The sequence below is a fragment of the Nocardia sp. NPDC052112 genome (assembly GCF_040680135.1).
Classification (GTDB): domain Bacteria; phylum Actinomycetota; class Actinomycetes; order Mycobacteriales; family Mycobacteriaceae; genus Nocardia.
Genome location: NZ_JBFAWD010000005.1, coordinates 195,447 through 213,146, shown reverse-complemented (window position 1 = coordinate 213,146; position 17,700 = coordinate 195,447). Strand labels below are relative to the sequence as shown.

Below are 17,700 nucleotides of genomic sequence, written 5' to 3'. Positions count from 1 at the left end.
ATCCTGATTCGCCCGCGCCCACCGGGCACCGGACAGCCGCCCAGTGCGCAAGCACCATGCGATCCTGCCCTCATCGCGGCACCCGCGTTTCGATTGCCCGCAGCGCCGCGGCATTCGCGGCGTCGGCCTCTTCGAATAGCCCGCCGCTGATCAGGAACGCCTCCTTCATGCGGTAGGCGGCTTCGATGTAGTGGTCGAGCAGGGTTGCGGCGTCGCGGGCCTTGTGTGCGAAGCCGGCCTGCAACTGCTGTGCGGAGACGAATCCGCCGAAGCCAGCCGAATCACCCGCCGATTCGAGGCGCTGGCGTAGATAGATGAGCCGGTCGGCCTGGTTGTCGTACATTTCGGCGCAACGTCGCGCCGCATCCGGATCGAACTTGATGGTGCCCGCCTGTGCCTCCTGTTTGAAGCGGGCGATATCGGCTCGGCTGCTCTCGATCGTCATGCACCACACCCCCGGGGATCGGTCGGTCCGCCTCAGACTAACCGTTGGGCACGCCTCCGCATGAAATAGTTCCGGTCGGTTATGACTATCGGGCCTGCGCTGGAATACGTTTCTGCAGTTGCGTCGCGAGCTGCTCGGCCGAGGCGGGGACGATGTGCACGGTATCGCCCGCCTTGATCAGATAGCGCCCGTCGCCCTTGACATCTATCCAGGTGTAGTGGATCGGCGGCTGGCGTGACGGGTGGTCCAGGCGCCCCTCGATCCGGATATGCCCCTCGGCGGTATGCGGCTTCAGCAGCAGCCGCCGGATCGAGGGCACCGCCCGCTGCGCTACGACCACCGTCTCGCTGTCGCGGATCGCATCGGCCGATGCCGCCCGAGCCGGTTCGTGCCCGGCCGGAACCGCGGGCAACAACGCTGCGATCCGAGCGCCGAGCTTGGTGCTGAGCCCGATCGAAAGTCGTACGCGCCCACCGAAATCCGGTCGGGAGCCGGGTTCCTGCACGGCGAGGACGGCGCGGTCGTAGATCGCACAGGCCAGTAGTCGAATCTCGGTGCCGGGACCGTGTCCGCCGCCGATCGCCACGATCCTGGTCTGTGGTGCGGCCAGGATCCGCAGGCACGCCGATAGGTCCGGATCGCTGCGTGGTGGTAATCGTTCGTCCAGTTGAACGCGCAATTTATCGGCTTCGGTCTCGGTTCGTGGTGTCTCGAGAATGCGCAGCGGATACGGGTGACGGTCCACTTCGGTCTCGCGCCAGATATGGGCGAACTCGTCCGGGGTGAAGGTCCAACCCACGCCGAATCACTCCTTACAACCACGAACGCCGTGGCGCCGCTGGCGACTGTTTGCAGGTCGCTCGAAAGGGTCAGCTTACTGGTGCCTCGAGGCGTTCGAACCAAGTCTTCGGCAAGCAGTACCACAGGATTGCGGGCTAACGTCGAAGGCAAAACTCGGATATATCCAAACAACCCCTTCCGTTTTGCTCCGCCTCGTTGTGCCGGAGCGCCTGCTCGGGCGTGGTGGTCGGGGTGATGGGAGAGAAGCTTTGCAGGTACTCGGACCGTGGACCGACTCGGCGACATTCGCCGCACTGGCCGGGGGTAAAGCACGTGGTTTGTACACCTTGCACAATGGTGGCTTCCGCGTCCCGGACTGGGCGGTGCTCGGCACCGACGTCTTCAACCGGTTCCTTATCGAGACCACCGCGGACGCCGATTTGGCGGCTATTGTGTTGGATGTCACATCATTGGACGACTTGGATTCGGCGCTGGCCGCCGGTGCGGAACTACGTGCCGCGATCGTCGATGCGCCACTGCCACAGGCGATTCTCGAGCTGATCGCCGATGCGTACGGTCGCGTTGGCACGGGTGCGATCGCGGTTCGATCTTCGGCGGCCGTCGAAGACGGTCCCGGCCAGTCCTATGCGGGCCAATTCGACTCCTTCCTCAATGTCAACGGCGTCGATGCGGTCGCCGCGCGCGTGCGCGACTGCTGGGCCTCGGCGTTCTCGGAACGGTCCATCCGCTATGCCTTCGCGCACGGCCAGCCGCGCGCCGATGCCATAGCCGTTGTCCTGCAACGCCTTATCGCCGCACAAGCCAGCGGGGTGATGTTCACCGCGAACCCGATCAGCGGCGCCGCGGACGAATTGGTCGTCAGCGCGGTGTACGGGCTCGGCGAGGGGCTGGTCTCGGGTGCGGTGGACGCCGATTCGGCCGTGGTCGACAAATCCTCCGGCGCGGTGCTGGAAACGACTGTGGGGGACAAGGATCGCAGTTATGCACCCGCGGGGGAGCAGGGCTGTGCGGTGCTCGAGGTCGACCAGCAGCGCCGCGAGAGCGCTGTGCTCGCCGATGCCGAACTGGCGGAGTTGGTGGAGTGGGGGCGCAAGCTGGAGGCCGATTTCGGTGCGCCACAGGACATCGAGTGGGCCATCGATGCCGACGGCCTCTGGTTCCTCCAGTCACGGCCGATCACCACGGCGGTCTCCGACGGCGCCGCGCGCGGCGCGGTGCTGCGGGGTGCCGGTGAGGTGCTCGCCGACGGCGACGAGCGAATCTGGGACAACTCCAACATCATCGAGAGTTTCAGCGGTATCACCTCCCCACTGACCTACACGACCGCAGCAGACATCTACGGCCGCGTGTATCACGGTTATGCGAAATCGCTGCGGGTGCCCGACGAGCAACTGCGCCAGACCGATGGCTGGACTCCGGTGCTGCTCGGCTACTTTCACGGCAGGGTCTACTACAACCTGCTGCACTGGTACCGGATGGTTGGCATCGCCCCCGGCTATCCGTTGAACCGGAAAGTGCTGGAAGCCGCGCTCGGCGTCGACGAGCCGCTGCCCGATGAGATCGCGAAAACCTTGCGTCCGTTCACCTTCCGAACACCGTGGGCGCGGCTGCGGTCGCGCGTGATCACCACGGTGACCTATGTGCGGCGGCTGTTCGGTATCGACGATATGGTCCAGCGCTTCATGACCGACTTCTACCGTGTCTACGACGAATACGATGCGCTCGACTACTCGACGCTGACCGGCGAACAGGCCTATGCGGCCTATCGCAAGGTGGACCGGGATCTGGTCGAGCGCTGGGGTCCGCTGATGGTTCTGGACGCAATCCTGTTGACCTGCACCGGTCTGATGTATCTGCTGACCAAACTGCTGCTGCCGAAGGCGCCGGAGTGGTTCCTGTATGCCGTCGTCGGCCCCGGTGCGGATGTCGAATCCGCCGAACCGGCGCGCGCCATGACCGAGCTGGCGCGGTTCGTTCGCGAAGATCCCGAACTGGTGTCGTTGATCAATTCGACCGCGGCGGAACAGATCTATGATGCCGTGGGCGACCGCACCGAATTCCGCGGCCGGATCCAGGATTACATCGATCGCTACGGCTACCGCAGCCTGGACGAGCTGAAGTTGGAAACCCCCGATCTGCGTGAGGATCCCGCGAGCCTGTTCATCATGCTGCGCAGCGCGATCGGCCGCGTCGGTGAGGCGGCACAGCACAGCCGTGGTGCCGAGGCCGACGAGTACCTCGACGCCAATTTGCGCGGCTTCCGGCGGCGGATCTATGAACGCCTGCGCGGCAAGGTGAATCGGTGCGCCGCACATCGGGAGCGGCTGCGGTTCTGCCGCACCAGGGCCTTCGGCATGGTCAAGCGGATGATTCGGGTGATGGGCCGAGATCTGCTCGCGCGCGGCGTCATCGACGAATTCGGCGATGTCTTCGCGCTGACCGTCCAGGAGTTGCGCGGCTGCTACGAGGGCGCTGATACGGACGGCCTGCGTGATCTGGTCGCCGCACGGAAAGCCCAGCGCGCCAGGGACGCCGAGTTGGTCGCCCCGGCCCGCTTCGTCACCTCCGGACCCGCATTCGGGCGCGCGGAACTCGCGCGTCAGGGCTGGGTGCCGGTCACCGACACCCCGGCCGCGACCGTCGGCACCGTACTGCCCGGCACGCCGTCGGCGTCCGGAATCGTCGAGGGGGCCGCGGTGGTCGTCGACGAGCCACGCGACGTGGCAGGCGGCATTCTGGTGGCATACCGCACCGATCCCGGTTGGGTGGCCGCACTGCCCTCGGCGTCGGCGTTGGTGATCGAGCGCGGCAGTCCTCTCACCCATGTCGCGATCGTGGCACGGGAGCTGGGAGTACCGACGGTGGTTCAAGTCAAGGACCTGACCAAGCAAATTCGTTCCGGTATGGGAATACGGGTCGATGGCACGAACGGTACGGTTACTGTGCTTTCGGGAGGAGATTCGGCGGGATGAAGCCTGGTAAAGACGTTGCCGCAGTACGAAATTGGCTGGCCGATCCGGCGCGCGACGCCGGAATCCACTTCGCCGACGAGGCCGACGGCTGGGAGTACCGCAGTTATCACGAGCTCGCGGAGCTGACCTGGTCGATCGCGGCGCGCATGCGCGAACACGGTATGGGCAGCGGCGCTGGCGCCTGTGTGATCATGCCGACCGGATTCCCTTGTGCCGCGGCTTTTTATGCGGTGTGGGCCTGCGGTGGGGTCTTCACCCCGGTGGCGCCGCCGATGTTCGGTGACCTCGACCAGATAATCGCGCATATCGCGGCCATTCTGGAACAGGCTCGGCCGCGACTGGTGGTGACTTCGATCGAGTTCGAGCAGTTGGTGCGCCAAGCGGCGCAGGCAGCGGGCCGCACCGATGAGCCGCTGGTGATCGATGCCGCGAATCTCGGTCCCGCGCCTGCGGAGCGCGAATTCGGCGAGCCCGATGAATGCGCGCTGCTGCAATTCACCTCCGGGTCCACCGGAACGCCGCGCGGAGTGCGGGTCAGCTGGCACAACCTGGCCAACAACATCGCGATGATCTCGACGTTGATCGACTGGCGGCACGGCGAAACCATGGTCTCCTGGCTGCCGCTCTATCACGATATGGGTCTGGTCGGCGCATTCCTCACCACCGTGACCAATCAGGGCGAGCTGTATCTGATGCGTCCGGACCAGTTCGTCCGCGATCCGGTGCGCTGGCTGCGCGCCATGTCGCACGCACAGCACACGCCGTCGCCGTCGTTCGCGCTCGGATATGTGGCGCATCGGGTCACGCCGGAGGAGATCGCGGATCTGGATCTGTCCGGTTGGCGCACATTGGCCGTCGGTTCCGAGCCGGTCGAGGTGGCCGATCTCCAGTCTTTCGCGAATCTTGCCGGCCGACAGGGTTTTTCGACCGCCGCGTACACCCTCGCCTATGGTCTGGCCGAGGCCACGCTGATGGTCACCTCTTCCGCGCGCAACCGGCCCGTCACCACGCTGCGGCTGGACAATCCGAATCTGCGCTTCGGCCAACCGATTACGATCCTGGCCGAGGAATTGCTCGACGACACCCACCGCGTCGAGGGCTCCGGATGGATCACCGGACTGGGCTACTCGACGCCCGAGTCGACTGTGCGAGTGGTGGACGAAGATGGTCGGGAACTGCCGGACGGCACCCTCGGCGAGATGATCGTCGTGGGGGATTCGGTCGCGCTGGGTTACTCCGGCGAACCCACCACCGGTTCCTCCACCCGGATCGTCGAAAAGGTGCTGTTCACCGGCGATGCCGGATTCCTGCACAACGGTGAGGTTTTCGTACTCGGCCGGATGGGTTCGAGCCTGAAGGTGCGTGGTCGGTCGGTGTTCATGGAGGACATCGAATCCCGGGTAGCCCAGGAGACCGGAATCACCAAGGGCAAACTCGCCGCCGTCGCGATCACCGAGGCCGGCGCCCAGGGCATCGCACTGTTCGCCGAATCGAAGCCGGGCGAGTGGATTGCCGAGGCGCGCCGGATCATTCGCGGTGAACTCGGGCCCGCGCAGACGGTGACCATTGTGACCGGCCCGCGCGGCATCATCCGCCGCACCTCCAGCGGTAAACCGCGGCGTCGGCATATGTGGCAGCTGTTCACGGACGGTGCGTTGACGGGCGCCGTAATGCACGCGGCCGATGGCAGCACCGAAGCGGATCCGCGGCCGGCCCGCCCGGCGATCGACGATGCCGTGCCCGAGCCCGCGCTGCCCGCCGAGCGGGTGCGACAGTTGCTCGACCGTGCATTGGAAAGTGTTGCGGTACCACGAGATTCGACCACGCTGTTCGAGGGTTCGCTGGCCGAGGGCTTCGGCAATGCCGGGTCCGACGTCGATTTCCTGGTTGTCGCACCCGGCGACGAGGAGTTGCCGACGCTGCCGACAGTGTTGTTCATCGATGGTCGGCGCGTGGAGGTGCGGACGCGGTCCGAGGCACAGCTGCGCAATCAGCTGGAGCTGGCGGCGAGTGGTTCGCACGAGATCGACGAGGATCTGCTCAATCGGTGTCAGCGATTCCTGCGCGCGAGCGTGGTCCGGGCCGGGGAGCCGGATGTCGTGGAATTGCGTGCACTGCTGCCGCATTCGCGGTTCACAGCGCTGGTGGCCGACTGGTGGGGCGGGCGCGCGACGCAGGCGCTGCGATACGCGGTCGCGCTGCGGTCCCTGCACGCCGACGCCGAGGCGGCCGACTGGGCCCGCGACGGGCTGCTCCAGGCAATGAAGGGGTGGGCCGCCCGCAAGGGTGAGAGCTATCTGGAAACCAAGTGGCTGCCGCGCCAACTCGACCGCATCGGAACCGACCCGCTCATCGATCGCTTTCGCGATCTCGCCGAATCGACCGAACCGCTCGCGTGGAAACAGGTACAGGAACTCGCGGCCGCGCTCGGTGTCCCCGAGATCGCCGATGATCCGCACCAGATCCTGTTCGCCCGCCGACCAGGTGTCACCACCTGGACGATCGGCGGGCGCATCCACGTGATCCGGGATGACCGCGACGTGTTCGCACTGTCCGATAGTGCGGCCCGATCCTGGCGTTCGGTGGTGTTCCGGCATTCGTTGCGCGATGTCCTCGGCCGCGCCGAACATGACATCGCCGCGGATCTGTTCGAGTTCCTCGGGCTCGGTCTGGTCGGCTTGCAGTGGCGCGGTGGTGGACTCATCGAGCCTGCGCTGGCCATGTGCAAGCCGGTCAAGCCGTACACCCCGGTACCCTACGCGGCCGCGCCCGCTCTCGGCCTGACCGGTGCCACTCGCGACGATGTGATCGCGACATTGTCGCCGCTGCCCGCAACCAGATTCACCGAATGCGCACTGAATCTGGTGTGGTCGAATGTCGTCCTGGAGAACGCCAGGGAGGATCTGGCGGGTGCGGTCAAGAACTCCCAGGGCGCGGTCGCCGATATCGCCGCACACCGACTCATCGCCATGGCGGTTCGTGTCCTGTTGTCCGCGTTCGGCGTTCACCCACTGCCCGCCGACGTCGCGCCCGCGCAGACCCTGCGGCGGCGGTTGCCGGATCACGCCCTGCGTCGTGATGAGCTGCTGACGCAGCTGGAATCGGCACGGCGGGTCCGCTTCTCGGAGATGATCGGTAGGGGCGGTGATACCCTCGCAGGCCTCGCGGTGCTGGACGATTTCGTCACGCTGGTCCGGTGGGTCGCGGCGGGGGCGGAGGCGACAACGGGATTCCCGGCCTCCTTCGATTCGCGTGAGCAGTGGCGACGCACGCTGGCGATCGGTTACGACTGGCTGCGCATCGCCGGGTACCTGAACACCGACCTGCCCCTGGACGAGGCACGCGATCTGCTGACCTCCGGTGGGCAGCAACCGCATCTGTCGGAAGGAGAGTCATGACGGCAGCATCGCGCGGCGATTCGTCGAGGGGCGGCGGCCGGGCGACCGGTGGGCCCGCGGTGGCCGACACCGCGACTGCCGACAAGGTGCGCCGGATCGTGTTGGCCATGGCCCCGCAACCGCCCGCCGCATTGTCCGATGCGCACCGACTCGTGGAGGATCTCGGCTTCGATTCACTGCGTCTGATGGAACTCACCGTCGTCCTGGAGCGTGCGTTCGCACTGCCGCGCTACCTGCCCGAGGAACTGGTCGGTGTGCGTCGGGTCGATGCGGTGATCGCGCTGGTCTCGGGCACTTTGGCGGCGGCCGACAAATCCGGTGAGGTGCCACTGTGAGCTCCGGCGATACCGTGCTCGTGACCGGTGCGGCCGGATTGGTCGGCGCCGAGGTCGTGGCGCGGCTCGCTGCTGCGGGCCGACCGGTTGCCGCTGTGTTGCATCGCAATTCGACCATCGTGCGCAATGACGGCACCCTGATCGAGCCGGGCGCCGCCGTCGCGGGTGACGTGCGCGCACCCGGATTCGGCCTCTCCGAACGCGATGCCGAGGATCTGGCCGAACGGGTCGGCATCATCGTGCACTGCGCGGCGACAACGGCATTCGACGCATCGGCCGCCGACTACGAGGAACTCAATGTCGTCGGCACCGCGAATGCCATTGCGCTCGCGCACCGGTGGGAAGTGCCGTTGGTACACGTCAGCACGGCATATGTCTGCGGTATGCGAGGCGGCACCGTCACCGAGGATGAACTCGACGCCGGTCAGGTCTTCGGAAATGGCTACGAGGACAGTAAGTTTCGCGCAGAGAAGTTGGTGCGCGCGGCGGGGGAGCAGGGCCTGTCGTGGGCGATAGTGCGCCCCGGCATCGTGACCGGAGCCAGCGATACCGGCACGATCCGGGAGTACAAGAATCTCTACACCGTCGTGAAACTCATGGTCGAGGGCAAGTTGCGCGCGCTACCCGGCCGCTACGACGCGACGCTCTCGCTCGCGCCGGTCGACCATGTCGCCGATGTCATCGCCGCGGCCGTACTGGATTTCGACTCGGCACAGCATCGCACGCTGCACGCGCTCGGTCGGGACACCCTGTCGCTGCGCGAGGTTTCCGATGTGCTCGCCGAATATCCTTCCTTCGAGGTTGCGACCTTCGTACCCGAGGCGACCTTCACCGAGGACGATCTCGAGCCGATCGAGCGGGAGTACTACCGCCGCATCGGTTCGCTATATACCAGCTATTTCCGGCGGCGACTGGTATTCGATACCACCCACGCCGACGTGCTGCTCGGCAAACCGTCCCCGGCCAGCGGCAAGGAATATCTGCGGGTACTGCTGGACTACTGCCTGGAATCGGGGTACCTCGGTATGCCGCTGCCCTCGATAGCGGACATCCTGGCCGGCAACGACTTCGACGGAGCCGCCCCATGAGCGCGCATGCGGCCGCGTCGCTGCGGGAACTCCTCGGTGCACTGACGCCATCGCCACAGAAGGTCGACGCCTATATCGCCGACACCTACGTCCAGGAATCGGTGGACCAACTCGACCGACTCGGTGTCGATGCCGCTGAATTCGCCAGGGAGCATTCACTGTTGCTGCTCAAGCCGGACGCGATCGTCGCGCGTTCTGTCGAGCCGACGCTGAATTGGCTGGCCGAGAACGACTTTCGGGTTGTCAGTGCGTTTCGTGTCCCGGTGGACCGGCATGTGGCTCGCGCATTGTGGTACTTCGCCTGGAATATCGCCTCCCCCGAACGCCGCCGCCTGGCCGATCTGCTGGTCGCCATCTCGGATGTGCTCGTACTCGTCGTGCACGGATCCGATGGTGAACTGCCGGTACCGGTGCGGCTCACCGAGGCGAAGGGGGCCACCGATCCGCGCAAGCGCCGCCCCGGTGAGCTGCGGTATCTGCTCGGCCGCCACAACTATCTGCTGAACCTGGTGCATTCGCCCGACGATCCCGCCGACGTGCTGCGGGAGCTGGCGATCTACCTGGACGAATGGCGCCGGGCAGCGGTGATCGCACAGGCCTGCGCGGGCGCTGACCGTGCGGCGGACGCGATCGCGATCGCCGAGGAACTCTATGCGCGCACACCCGCGCGCAGTTTCGATCGGGCGGACGCGCTCGACCGGGTGCTGCGCGATTCGGCACGGGGCGGTAGGTCTACCCCGCTCGACTTCGATCCGGCCTCGGATGCGGACTGTGCGCAGTTGCTGTATCTGGCCTGGGCCGATGGCCGAGAGCTCGATCCGTGGTCGGCGATCGTACTCGGATCCTATGTACTTCCCATGCGGACCGGCACCGTGTCGCAGACGTTGCGGCCGGTATCCGCCGAAGAATGGTTGGAGGGTCGAACGTGACCACAGAAGCGGCCGCCGTACAGCTGGCGAGCCATACCCGCACGATCTCCCGGGAACTCGCACACCGGTGCGCGGTCTCGGAGGTGTTCGTTACCTCGTTGGACGCCGTGGGCGAGCACACCTTCGTCGCCGGGGCCCAACTACCCAGAATGCATGCGTATTACGGCGATCACGCCGGATCGCTCGCGGTGCGTCATGATCCGCTGGTGGTCATGGAGGCGGCCCGGCAGGCCGCCATCGCATTGACGCACAAATTCTATGGCGTGCCGCCCGAAATGGCCTTCGTGGTACGCACTTTCAACGGCACCGGATCCGACACCGCCGCCTGGGAGGTGCGCACCGCACCCGCCGATCTGGTGATGCATGTGCGGGTGCCGCGGCGTCATCAGCGCGGTGGTGTGCTGCAGGGCCTGGATATGGTGCTCGAGATCGAATCCGACGGCGTTGCGATGCTGACGGTCGACGGATCCTTCTCCTGGGTGACCGCGCGGCAATGGTCGGCGCTGCGCAGCGGATTTCGGGACAGCCTGGGACTCGGCCCGTTCCGTGGCGCATCCGCACTCACCGAACGCGCCACACCCGCCGCGGTCGGCCGGGAGAACTGGCGCAATGTGGTTATCGGCCCGCCGGTCCGTGACGGCGCGACCGCACGGGCCGGGCTGGTACCCGACCTCGGCCATCCCTTCCTGTTCGACCATCAGCTCGACCATGTCCCCGGCAGCCTGCTCATCGAAGCCTGCCGTCAGACCGCATTGTCGATGGTCGTGCGCGATCTGCCGCAAGTGGAATGTGTGGCAAGTACTTTCGACCGATTCGTCGAGCTGGACCTGCCGGTGGAATGCGTCGCGGAGATCACCGACCAAGGGGCGGGCACCACGGTGATCCATTGCGAGATCCATCAGGCCGACGCGGTGGCCGCCAGGGTCGACCTCGAATTCGCCGAGGACGCACTGGTTTCCGAGGCCGATGGCGAAGGAGTCTGATGGGCGCGGATTTCTCGGGCACCGACCTGCTGACCACCACCCGCGCCTTCCGCCGCCGCCTCGACCTGACCCGTCCGGTCGCGCGCCAGGACCTGCTGGACTGCCTGGATATCGCGGTGCACGCGCCGAGTGGCACCAACCGGCAACCGTGGCGCTTCCTGGTCGTGGAGGATCCGGCGACCAGACACCAGATCGCCGAATACTACCGAAAGGGTTTCGCCGCTTACCTTTCCGCGCGCACACCCCGTCCGGACCAGCTCGGCGATCTGGCCTCCGGGCAGCACCTCGCGGCACATCTGCACGAGGTGCCCGCGCTGGTCATCGTGTGCTCCCTCGGTCGCCCACCCGTGAACGCGTCCCCGCTGCTGCTGGCCAGTTTCTACGGCTCGATCTATCCGGCGGTCTGGAACTTCATGCTCGCGCTGCACGAACGCGGGCTCGGCTCCACCATGACCACCGCACATCTGGCCTTCGAGCGTGATATCGCCGATCTGCTCGGGATTCCGTTCGAGCAGGTCAGCCAGGTCGCGATGCTGCCGGTCGCGCATCTGCTGCCCGGTACGCGGGGGCCGGGCCCGCGGCGCACGCCCGCCGCGGAGGTGACCATGTGGGATCGGTGGACCGAGGCATGAGCGGGGTCGCCGGGACGTCGTCCGTCGGCCTGCTCGACTCTGTCGTCCGCATCGGGCGCTTCACCGCGGTCATGTACAAACCGCACTACGTCCTGTACGGCGTGCTCTGGGTGCTCGCCTTGGAGGGCACCGCGGCCCTTGTGTCACAACCGGATTCGTCCTGGCATCCGACCGGGTCCACGGTGCTGCGTATCGTCGTCGTCGCGTTCGTCCTGCTGTATTTGCGCATGGTCGACGAACAGAAGGACCTCGACTACGACCGCGTGCACAATCCGGACCGTCCCTTGGTCACCGGCGCGATCTCGGCTGCCGAACTCCGTGCCGCCATGACGGTCATTGCTATCGGGACGATCGCCGCCAGCCTGACGCTCTCGGTCATCTCCGCGGTGATGATCGCCGCCGTCCTCGCCTACGGCCTGGCGCTGTGGGGGCTCGAGCGGCTGTCGGCGACCATCCGCGCCGACATCATGGCGAATCTGGCGGTCACCTATCCGGTTCAGCTCCTGGTCACCGCCTATGTTGTCCTGTCCGCCGCCGACACCGGCGAGGTCCGCGCCACGGGGAATACCACGGCCGTCGCCGTGATATTCGCGGGCGCGTTCCTGCAATTCGAGTTCGCGCGCAAGACATCTCGCACGCCACGCACCGAAGAGCACTTCTACTCCAATGCGCTCGGCGCGACCGGCAGCACGGCCTTCGGGCTGGTATGCGCCGCCATCGCCGTCGCCACCGATATCGCGCTCGTCCAGCCATGGACGTACTCGGCAGCGCAGGCGGTGGTGGCCTGGATTCCGTCGGCGCTCTTACTGCTTCCCAGCTGGGGCGTGGTGAAGTTCGTGCGCGGCGGCAAGCCGGACTATCCGGTACTCCCGGCCGTCCTGTTCATCCTGACGTTGTACACAGTGCTGATCGTGCAGGCGATCACCCTGACCTAAGCCCCATACCCGCCGCCGGTTTCAGCCGATCGGCAAACACGCCGATCCGAGATCGACGCCTGCCCCGACGCGCACCACAACCGAGCCCTCCGACTCCGGCGTGTAATTGCCGCCCACATACTTCGCCCGCACCGTGTGATTGCCGGTGGTGGCGGGCTTCCAATCGACTTGGGCGGTCAACGAGACGCCGTTCGACGGTGTTGCCTTGTTCACCGTCGGTGTGACACTGCCGAGGAATGTGGCGTCATCCCAGAACTCCACCGGCGGAATATAATTCCCGAGCCCCAGCGCGGAACTCCCGGCCACCGTTGCCTTCACCTGCGCGGTGCATCCGGTGGCCGCCGATCCGGATAGCGTCACCGTGGTGGTGACATCCCCGGGCGCGCCGACGGCGGGCCCGGATGCCAGTAGGAACCCGCCTCCCAACGCAACGACTGCGGCCAGCGCCGCGACCCCGGAAGAAATACGACGAACAGCTGTGACGGCCATACCGGCTCCTGCACTCGCGAAACTTCGACCGATCCAGTGTCGATACAGTTTCGCGCCAGCGCAAGATCTGAAAGTCCTACCCGCCGTAGAGCCGGATGAAGTCCTGGGTCGGATCGACGGCGGGCAGCGTGTACGACGAATATGTCGGCTGGACTTGGGTTTCCTCGACATGGTGGTCCGGTTCCTCCGGCAGGTGCCGCCACCGGGCGCGCGGGTCCGAGCCCTTGCCCTCGATACTCTCCGACGCCATGACCGGAACCTCCAAATCCTGCTGGTTACGAGCCTACCTGCGCGGATGAGTAGTTGGAATGAGTAGTTCGGCGGACGCCGGACCGGCCCGTTCGTTCGTAGTCTCGCTGCACCCACCGCAACCGGCGGTGGCTGGTGGTAGGAGAACCATGGCGTACATCAACATCACGCGCACACCCGGAGTGGGTTTGCCGGAGTACCGGGCGGTCACCGCGGAACTCGGGCGTGCGCCGATCGCGGGGCAATTGCTGCATATCGTCGGGGTGTCCGACGGCGCATTGCACATCGTCGATGTCTGGGAGTCGGCGGCCGCGGCCGACCGATACGCGGCCGAACGGTTGTTTCCGGCATTCGAACGCGCCGGGGTGCGTCCGGGTCCGGATGCGAGCGTGCACGCCTTCGAAGGCGAAGTGATCACCGACGGACAGGTGTGATCAGCGGCGCATACCTGGAAGCGATGCCGACTCATGTGTGCCACCGTGCGGGTAATGTCAACGTCTCGGAGGTGGCGCGTGTCGACCGAGCTCATCGGGCGGGGAGACGAACTTGCCGATCTGCTCCGCTGGCTCGACGCTGCGGTGAATGGGGATCCGCAGTTGGTCGTGTGTTCCGGCGAGGCGGGTATCGGCAAGACCCGTTTGGTATCCGAACTAGCCGAGCGAGCGCAGGCGCGGGGTGTGCGCACACTCTGGACCAGGGCGCTGGAACTGCCTGACGCACCGCCGTTCTGGTTGTGGCGGCAGGCCCTCACCGATCTACCGGCCGTGGACGGCCCGGCGATCGAGCGCATCGCGCTGTTCGAAAGTTTCGCCGATCGCCTCGACGGCGCCGCGGCCCTGATGGTCATCGATGACATCCACTGGGCCGACGAACCATCGTTACAGGCGCTACTGCATCTGATCCGAAATCTGCGCGGTAAGCGAATCCTGGTGTGCGCCACCGAACGTAACGCGGTATCCGATGCCGCGACCGGCTGGCGGGCGATCAAACCGGATCTGCTGCGGGAGCCGGTGACCAGGACGCTCGGCCTGACCGGACTTTCGCCGGAGAGTTCGGCACTGTGCTTGCAGACCGAAGCCGGGCGGGTCGTGCCGGGCCAGATCGCCTTCGACGCGCACACGATGACCGGCGGCAATCCTTTCTACCTGCGAGAACTCGGGCGATCCCTACAACGGACCGGTATGCTCCGGCTACCGGACACCCTGCGGGAGGTGGTCCGCGGGCGGCTGGTGCCGCTCTCGTCGCGGACACAGGAACTGCTGCGGGCCTCCTCGATTCTGGGTGAGGAGTTTTCGATCGCGGTGGCGTCGAGGTTGATCGGCAGGCAGGCACTGGAGTGTCTGGCCGCGGTGGACGAGGCCGTCGGGGCTGGATTGCTGGTGGGCGGTGCGGAGCCTGGTGTGGTGCGATTCGTCCATGGCCTGGTGCGGACCGCACTGCAGGAAAGCCTGTCGCTGCAGCAGCGTGTGCTGCTGCACACCAGGGCGGCACAAGCCATCGAGGAACTGTATCCCGATGCGCTGGAGCGCTATTCGGCGGCACTGGCCCGACATTGGGCAGGTGCGGCGGTGACCGGCGAACATGGTCCTGCCGTGCACTGGGCGCGCCGCGCGGGCGATGCGGCTTTGCGGGAGTTGGGGTTCGAGGAGGCCGTGCGGCTGTACGGTCTGGCACTCGACCATGCCGCCGGATCGTCCGCCGCCGATCGCGGCGGATTGCTGCTGGCGCGGGCGACGGCGAGTCTGCGGGCAGGCGATATGGGTGCGGCACGCGCGGATTGTGTTGCCGCGCTGACCATCGGCCGCCGCATCGGCGCCACCACCCTGATCGCGGAGTGCGCACTGGTGCTCGAGCCGGTCGGCGATCGTGTCTGGGACCGTGACATTCGTGAATGGTGTATGAACGCACTGGAATTCGACGACCTGCCGGATCTGCTGCGCACGCGGCTGCTCGCGCGGGCGACGGAAGCCTCGGTCTACCTGGGTTTGCTCGACAGCGTCGACGAGACGAGCCGGGCCGCACTGGAACTCGCCGACACGTGCGGCGATCCGGAAGCGGTGGTCGCCGCCTTGCGTGCCCGTCAACTCGCCTGCGCCGCCCCGGAACACCGCACAGAACGTGCCGAATTGGCCGTGCGTATGACAGATGCGGGTTTGACCCTGCGCAGCCCATCGATCGAGCTGTGGGGCAGGCTGTGGGCCATCGACTCCCATTGGGAGCGAGGTGAGCTCGCGGCAATCGGCAGCGAGTTGTCGCGGCTGCGCTGGTGTGTGCGGCATACCGGCGGTCCGATGGCGCGCTGGCATCTGCTGGTGGCCGAGGCGGCCTCGGCGCAGGGCCACGGTGATCTGGACGAGGCATTGCGGCTCGGCGGGCAGGCGCGTGAACTGGCCGAATCGATCGGCCATCCGGCGGGTTACGGCGCATATCGGGCGCTGGTGGCCACCATCGGTCATCACCGCGGCCACCTCGATATCAGCTTCGAATTACCGCCGTTGTCCATGCGCAGCGAAGTGCGCAATGAGATCTTCGCCCGGCTGGGCACGGCATTACCGCTGGTCGAAGACGGTCGAACCGCAGCGGCCGAACCGCTGTATCGCGGGCTCGGTCCGCCCGAAGAATGGGTGATCCCGCCGTACTTCGTGCTCAACGCGCTGGTCGTCGGGGGAGCCGTCGCGCTGGCTCTCGGCCTGGATGCGGACATCCGCTACTTCGCGCAGCGTCTCGCTCCGTATCGCGACGGACATGTGGTCGGTGGCGGCGGTAACGGACACTACCTCGGCCCGGTAACCCTGTGGCTCGGCAAATTCGCCGCCGCACTCGGCGATTTGTCCGCTGCCGAACAGGATCTCGGCGTTGCGCGCAAGATCTGTCGCGAAATCGGCGCCCGCTGCTTCGCCGTCGAAGCCGATTGTGAATTGGCCGATCTCATGATCCGGCGCGGTGCCACCGAGGACGGCGTGGCCATCGCCAAATCCGCACTGCCGTTGGCGCAGTCCTACGGCATGCGCCCCTGGGTGGAGCGCCTGCGTGCCCTCGCCGCGACTCCGCTGAACCGTGCGACGCTCTCACCACGGGAACGAGAAGTTGCGGCCCTTGTCGCCGCCGGTAGAAGCAACCGCGAAATCGCCACCGCACTGGTGTTATCCGAGCGCACCGCACAGAACCACGTCCAGCACATCCTGACCAAGCTGGGATTTGCCAACCGCAGCCAGATCGCGGCCTGGGTGAGCCGGAATCCGAATCATTGACGGGTCACCGCTGGGCCTGCGAGTACGGGTAGGTGTCGGTCCGAGGTAACGGTTGTGTTGCCATGGGCTCACAGAGCGTTGAGCTCCCCAGAAATTGGGAATCCCTGGTGACACGTCCCGTGAGCGGAATGAGGTGCCACATGAACACAGTGGTATGCGGCGATTGCTGGCGTCGCGAAAACTTGACGTTCGCGCAGCGACTGGACCCGGCATTCATCCGGCCCGGATTTGCCTATCTTTGCCCGGAGCACCGTGCCTGCCGGGCCGAAACGCTAGGTCGGCCCGAGTCCGGACAATCGGCGGCGTGAACCCCCGAAACCGACGCGCACACCAGCGAATTTCGCTGGCGGTCAAGGCGCGTCGGGCACTGAACCGGTACGCCCGCGTTCGCGCTCCGCGGCGGTGGCGAGGTAATCGCCCAACTCGCGCCGCAGCGTGACATCGAGCGACCGGGCCAGGGTGGCGTGCACCGAGGCGACGGCCAGTTCGCGCATCTTGTTGAGCATCGTTGTGGTGTCGGCGATTTCGCTGCTGGTCTCCGGCAGCCAGCCGGGCCCGTGTTCGTCGACGATGTGCTGTTTGGCGGCCGTGATCATGATGTGGGTGATGTCATCGATATGGTCGGCGACCTTGGCATAGATCTCGATGAGCGTGCGCAGTTCCAGGCCGTATTCGTGCAATTCGGCGAATGAGGTGAGCAGTGCGGTATCGGTGAAGGCGACGGTATCGCCCTCGATCCGCACCAGCTTCATCTCCGCGAGCCGGTCGACGAGTTCGTCGGTATCGGTGCCGAGGATGGTCCCGATCAGTTCGCGCGGCACCTCGAAGGTCTCGTCCTTCGCCCACGGGGCGGTCACCGCATGCTGCAGGCCGAGCACTTCGGTCAGGTCCTTGCCGGTCTCCCAGCTGGTAATGAAATCGGCGATATGGGCGGTGGTGAAGCCGCGCTGCAGGAGCGCGTCGATGAGTCGCAGTCGCTCCAGATGCGAATCGTCGTAGATGCTGGCGCGCCCGTCCTTGCCGACCGGGGGCGGTAGCAGGCCGCGTTCCTGGTAGGCGCGCACATTCCGGGTCGTGGTGCCCGCGGCGCGGGCGAGATCATCGATCCGGTACTCCGGCATCGATATCACCTCCCATAGCGACTCGGGCACGCTGCATCGGCGGCCGGAACTCGGTCTTCGAACCGACCGAGT

The 17,700-nt window shown here is 66.2% G+C and carries 15 protein-coding genes; 10 read left to right on the top strand and 5 right to left on the bottom strand.

The window, feature by feature from the left end:
* Nucleotides 1-70: 70 nt before the first annotated feature.
* Both AB0L58_RS11895 and AB0L58_RS11890 read right to left on the bottom strand, forming a co-directional pair.
* Nucleotides 71-445: a hypothetical protein gene (locus AB0L58_RS11895; RefSeq protein WP_364385185.1), complete on the bottom strand. Its 375-nt coding sequence runs from the start codon at nt 443-445 to the stop codon at nt 71-73.
* Between the two features lie 85 nt (nt 446-530).
* Entirely contained in the window at nt 531-1,244 is a 714-nt protein-coding gene (locus tag AB0L58_RS11890; RefSeq protein ID WP_364385182.1) for an ESX secretion-associated protein EspG, read from the bottom strand.
* A gap of 250 nt (nt 1,245-1,494) precedes the next feature.
* Here AB0L58_RS11890 and AB0L58_RS11885 point away from each other — a divergent pair, with 250 nt between their 5' ends.
* The 8 genes from AB0L58_RS11885 to AB0L58_RS11850 are packed head-to-tail and all read left to right on the top strand — an operon-like array spanning nt 1,495 to nt 12,518.
* Nucleotides 1,495-4,218, top strand: a complete 2,724-nt coding sequence (locus AB0L58_RS11885) for a phosphoenolpyruvate synthase (protein ID WP_364385179.1) — start codon at nt 1,495-1,497, stop codon at nt 4,216-4,218.
* Complete coding sequence (locus AB0L58_RS11880; RefSeq protein ID WP_364385176.1) at nt 4,215-7,616, top strand: AMP-binding protein; 3,402 nt, start codon at nt 4,215-4,217, stop codon at nt 7,614-7,616. Before AB0L58_RS11885 ends, AB0L58_RS11880 begins: the two co-directional genes overlap by 4 nt.
* Nucleotides 7,613-7,951 carry an acyl carrier protein gene (locus tag AB0L58_RS11875; protein ID WP_364385173.1) on the top strand — a complete coding sequence of 113 codons (339 nt, stop codon included), beginning with the start codon at nt 7,613-7,615 and terminating at the stop codon, nt 7,949-7,951. Before AB0L58_RS11880 ends, AB0L58_RS11875 begins: the two co-directional genes overlap by 4 nt.
* The gene (locus tag AB0L58_RS11870) at nt 7,948-9,039 is read left to right on the top strand and encodes an SDR family oxidoreductase (RefSeq protein ID WP_364385170.1); all 1,092 of its coding nucleotides are present in this window, start codon (nt 7,948-7,950) and stop codon (nt 9,037-9,039) included. The genes AB0L58_RS11875 and AB0L58_RS11870 overlap by 4 nt, the downstream gene beginning before the upstream one ends.
* Nucleotides 9,036-9,968 carry a nucleoside-diphosphate kinase gene (locus tag AB0L58_RS11865; RefSeq protein WP_364385167.1) on the top strand — a complete coding sequence of 311 codons (933 nt, stop codon included), beginning with the start codon at nt 9,036-9,038 and terminating at the stop codon, nt 9,966-9,968. The genes AB0L58_RS11870 and AB0L58_RS11865 overlap by 4 nt, the downstream gene beginning before the upstream one ends.
* A complete protein-coding gene (locus AB0L58_RS11860; protein ID WP_364385164.1) occupies nt 9,965-10,951 on the top strand; it encodes a ScbA/BarX family gamma-butyrolactone biosynthesis protein in 987 nt (328 codons plus the stop codon). The genes AB0L58_RS11865 and AB0L58_RS11860 overlap by 4 nt, the downstream gene beginning before the upstream one ends.
* Nucleotides 10,951-11,583, top strand: a complete 633-nt coding sequence (locus AB0L58_RS11855) for a nitroreductase family protein (RefSeq protein WP_364385161.1) — start codon at nt 10,951-10,953, stop codon at nt 11,581-11,583. Before AB0L58_RS11860 ends, AB0L58_RS11855 begins: the two co-directional genes overlap by 1 nt.
* Nucleotides 11,580-12,518, top strand: a complete 939-nt coding sequence (locus AB0L58_RS11850) for a hypothetical protein (RefSeq protein WP_364385158.1) — start codon at nt 11,580-11,582, stop codon at nt 12,516-12,518. The genes AB0L58_RS11855 and AB0L58_RS11850 overlap by 4 nt, the downstream gene beginning before the upstream one ends.
* A 21-nt stretch (nt 12,519-12,539) precedes the next feature.
* On the opposite strand, the gene AB0L58_RS11845 is transcribed toward AB0L58_RS11850, so the two are convergent.
* Nucleotides 12,540-13,007, bottom strand: a complete 468-nt coding sequence (locus AB0L58_RS11845; RefSeq protein ID WP_364385155.1) for a hypothetical protein — start codon at nt 13,005-13,007, stop codon at nt 12,540-12,542.
* Between the two features lie 76 nt (nt 13,008-13,083).
* The gene (locus AB0L58_RS11840) at nt 13,084-13,257 is read right to left on the bottom strand and encodes a hypothetical protein (protein ID WP_364385152.1); all 174 of its coding nucleotides are present in this window, start codon (nt 13,255-13,257) and stop codon (nt 13,084-13,086) included.
* A 148-nt stretch (nt 13,258-13,405) separates the two neighbouring features.
* On the opposite strand from AB0L58_RS11840, the gene AB0L58_RS11835 reads away from it, so the two are divergent.
* Complete coding sequence (locus AB0L58_RS11835; protein WP_364385150.1) at nt 13,406-13,690, top strand: hypothetical protein; 285 nt, start codon at nt 13,406-13,408, stop codon at nt 13,688-13,690.
* Nucleotides 13,691-13,768: 78 nt separating this feature from the next.
* Nucleotides 13,769-16,507 carry an AAA family ATPase gene (locus AB0L58_RS11830; RefSeq protein ID WP_364385147.1) on the top strand — a complete coding sequence of 913 codons (2,739 nt, stop codon included), beginning with the start codon at nt 13,769-13,771 and terminating at the stop codon, nt 16,505-16,507.
* Between the two features lie 350 nt (nt 16,508-16,857).
* Here the strand turns inward: AB0L58_RS11830 and AB0L58_RS11825 are convergent, their stop codons facing one another.
* Nucleotides 16,858-17,628: a MerR family transcriptional regulator gene (locus AB0L58_RS11825; RefSeq protein ID WP_364385144.1), complete on the bottom strand. Its 771-nt coding sequence runs from the start codon at nt 17,626-17,628 to the stop codon at nt 16,858-16,860.
* Nucleotides 17,629-17,700: the final 72 nt, after the last annotated feature.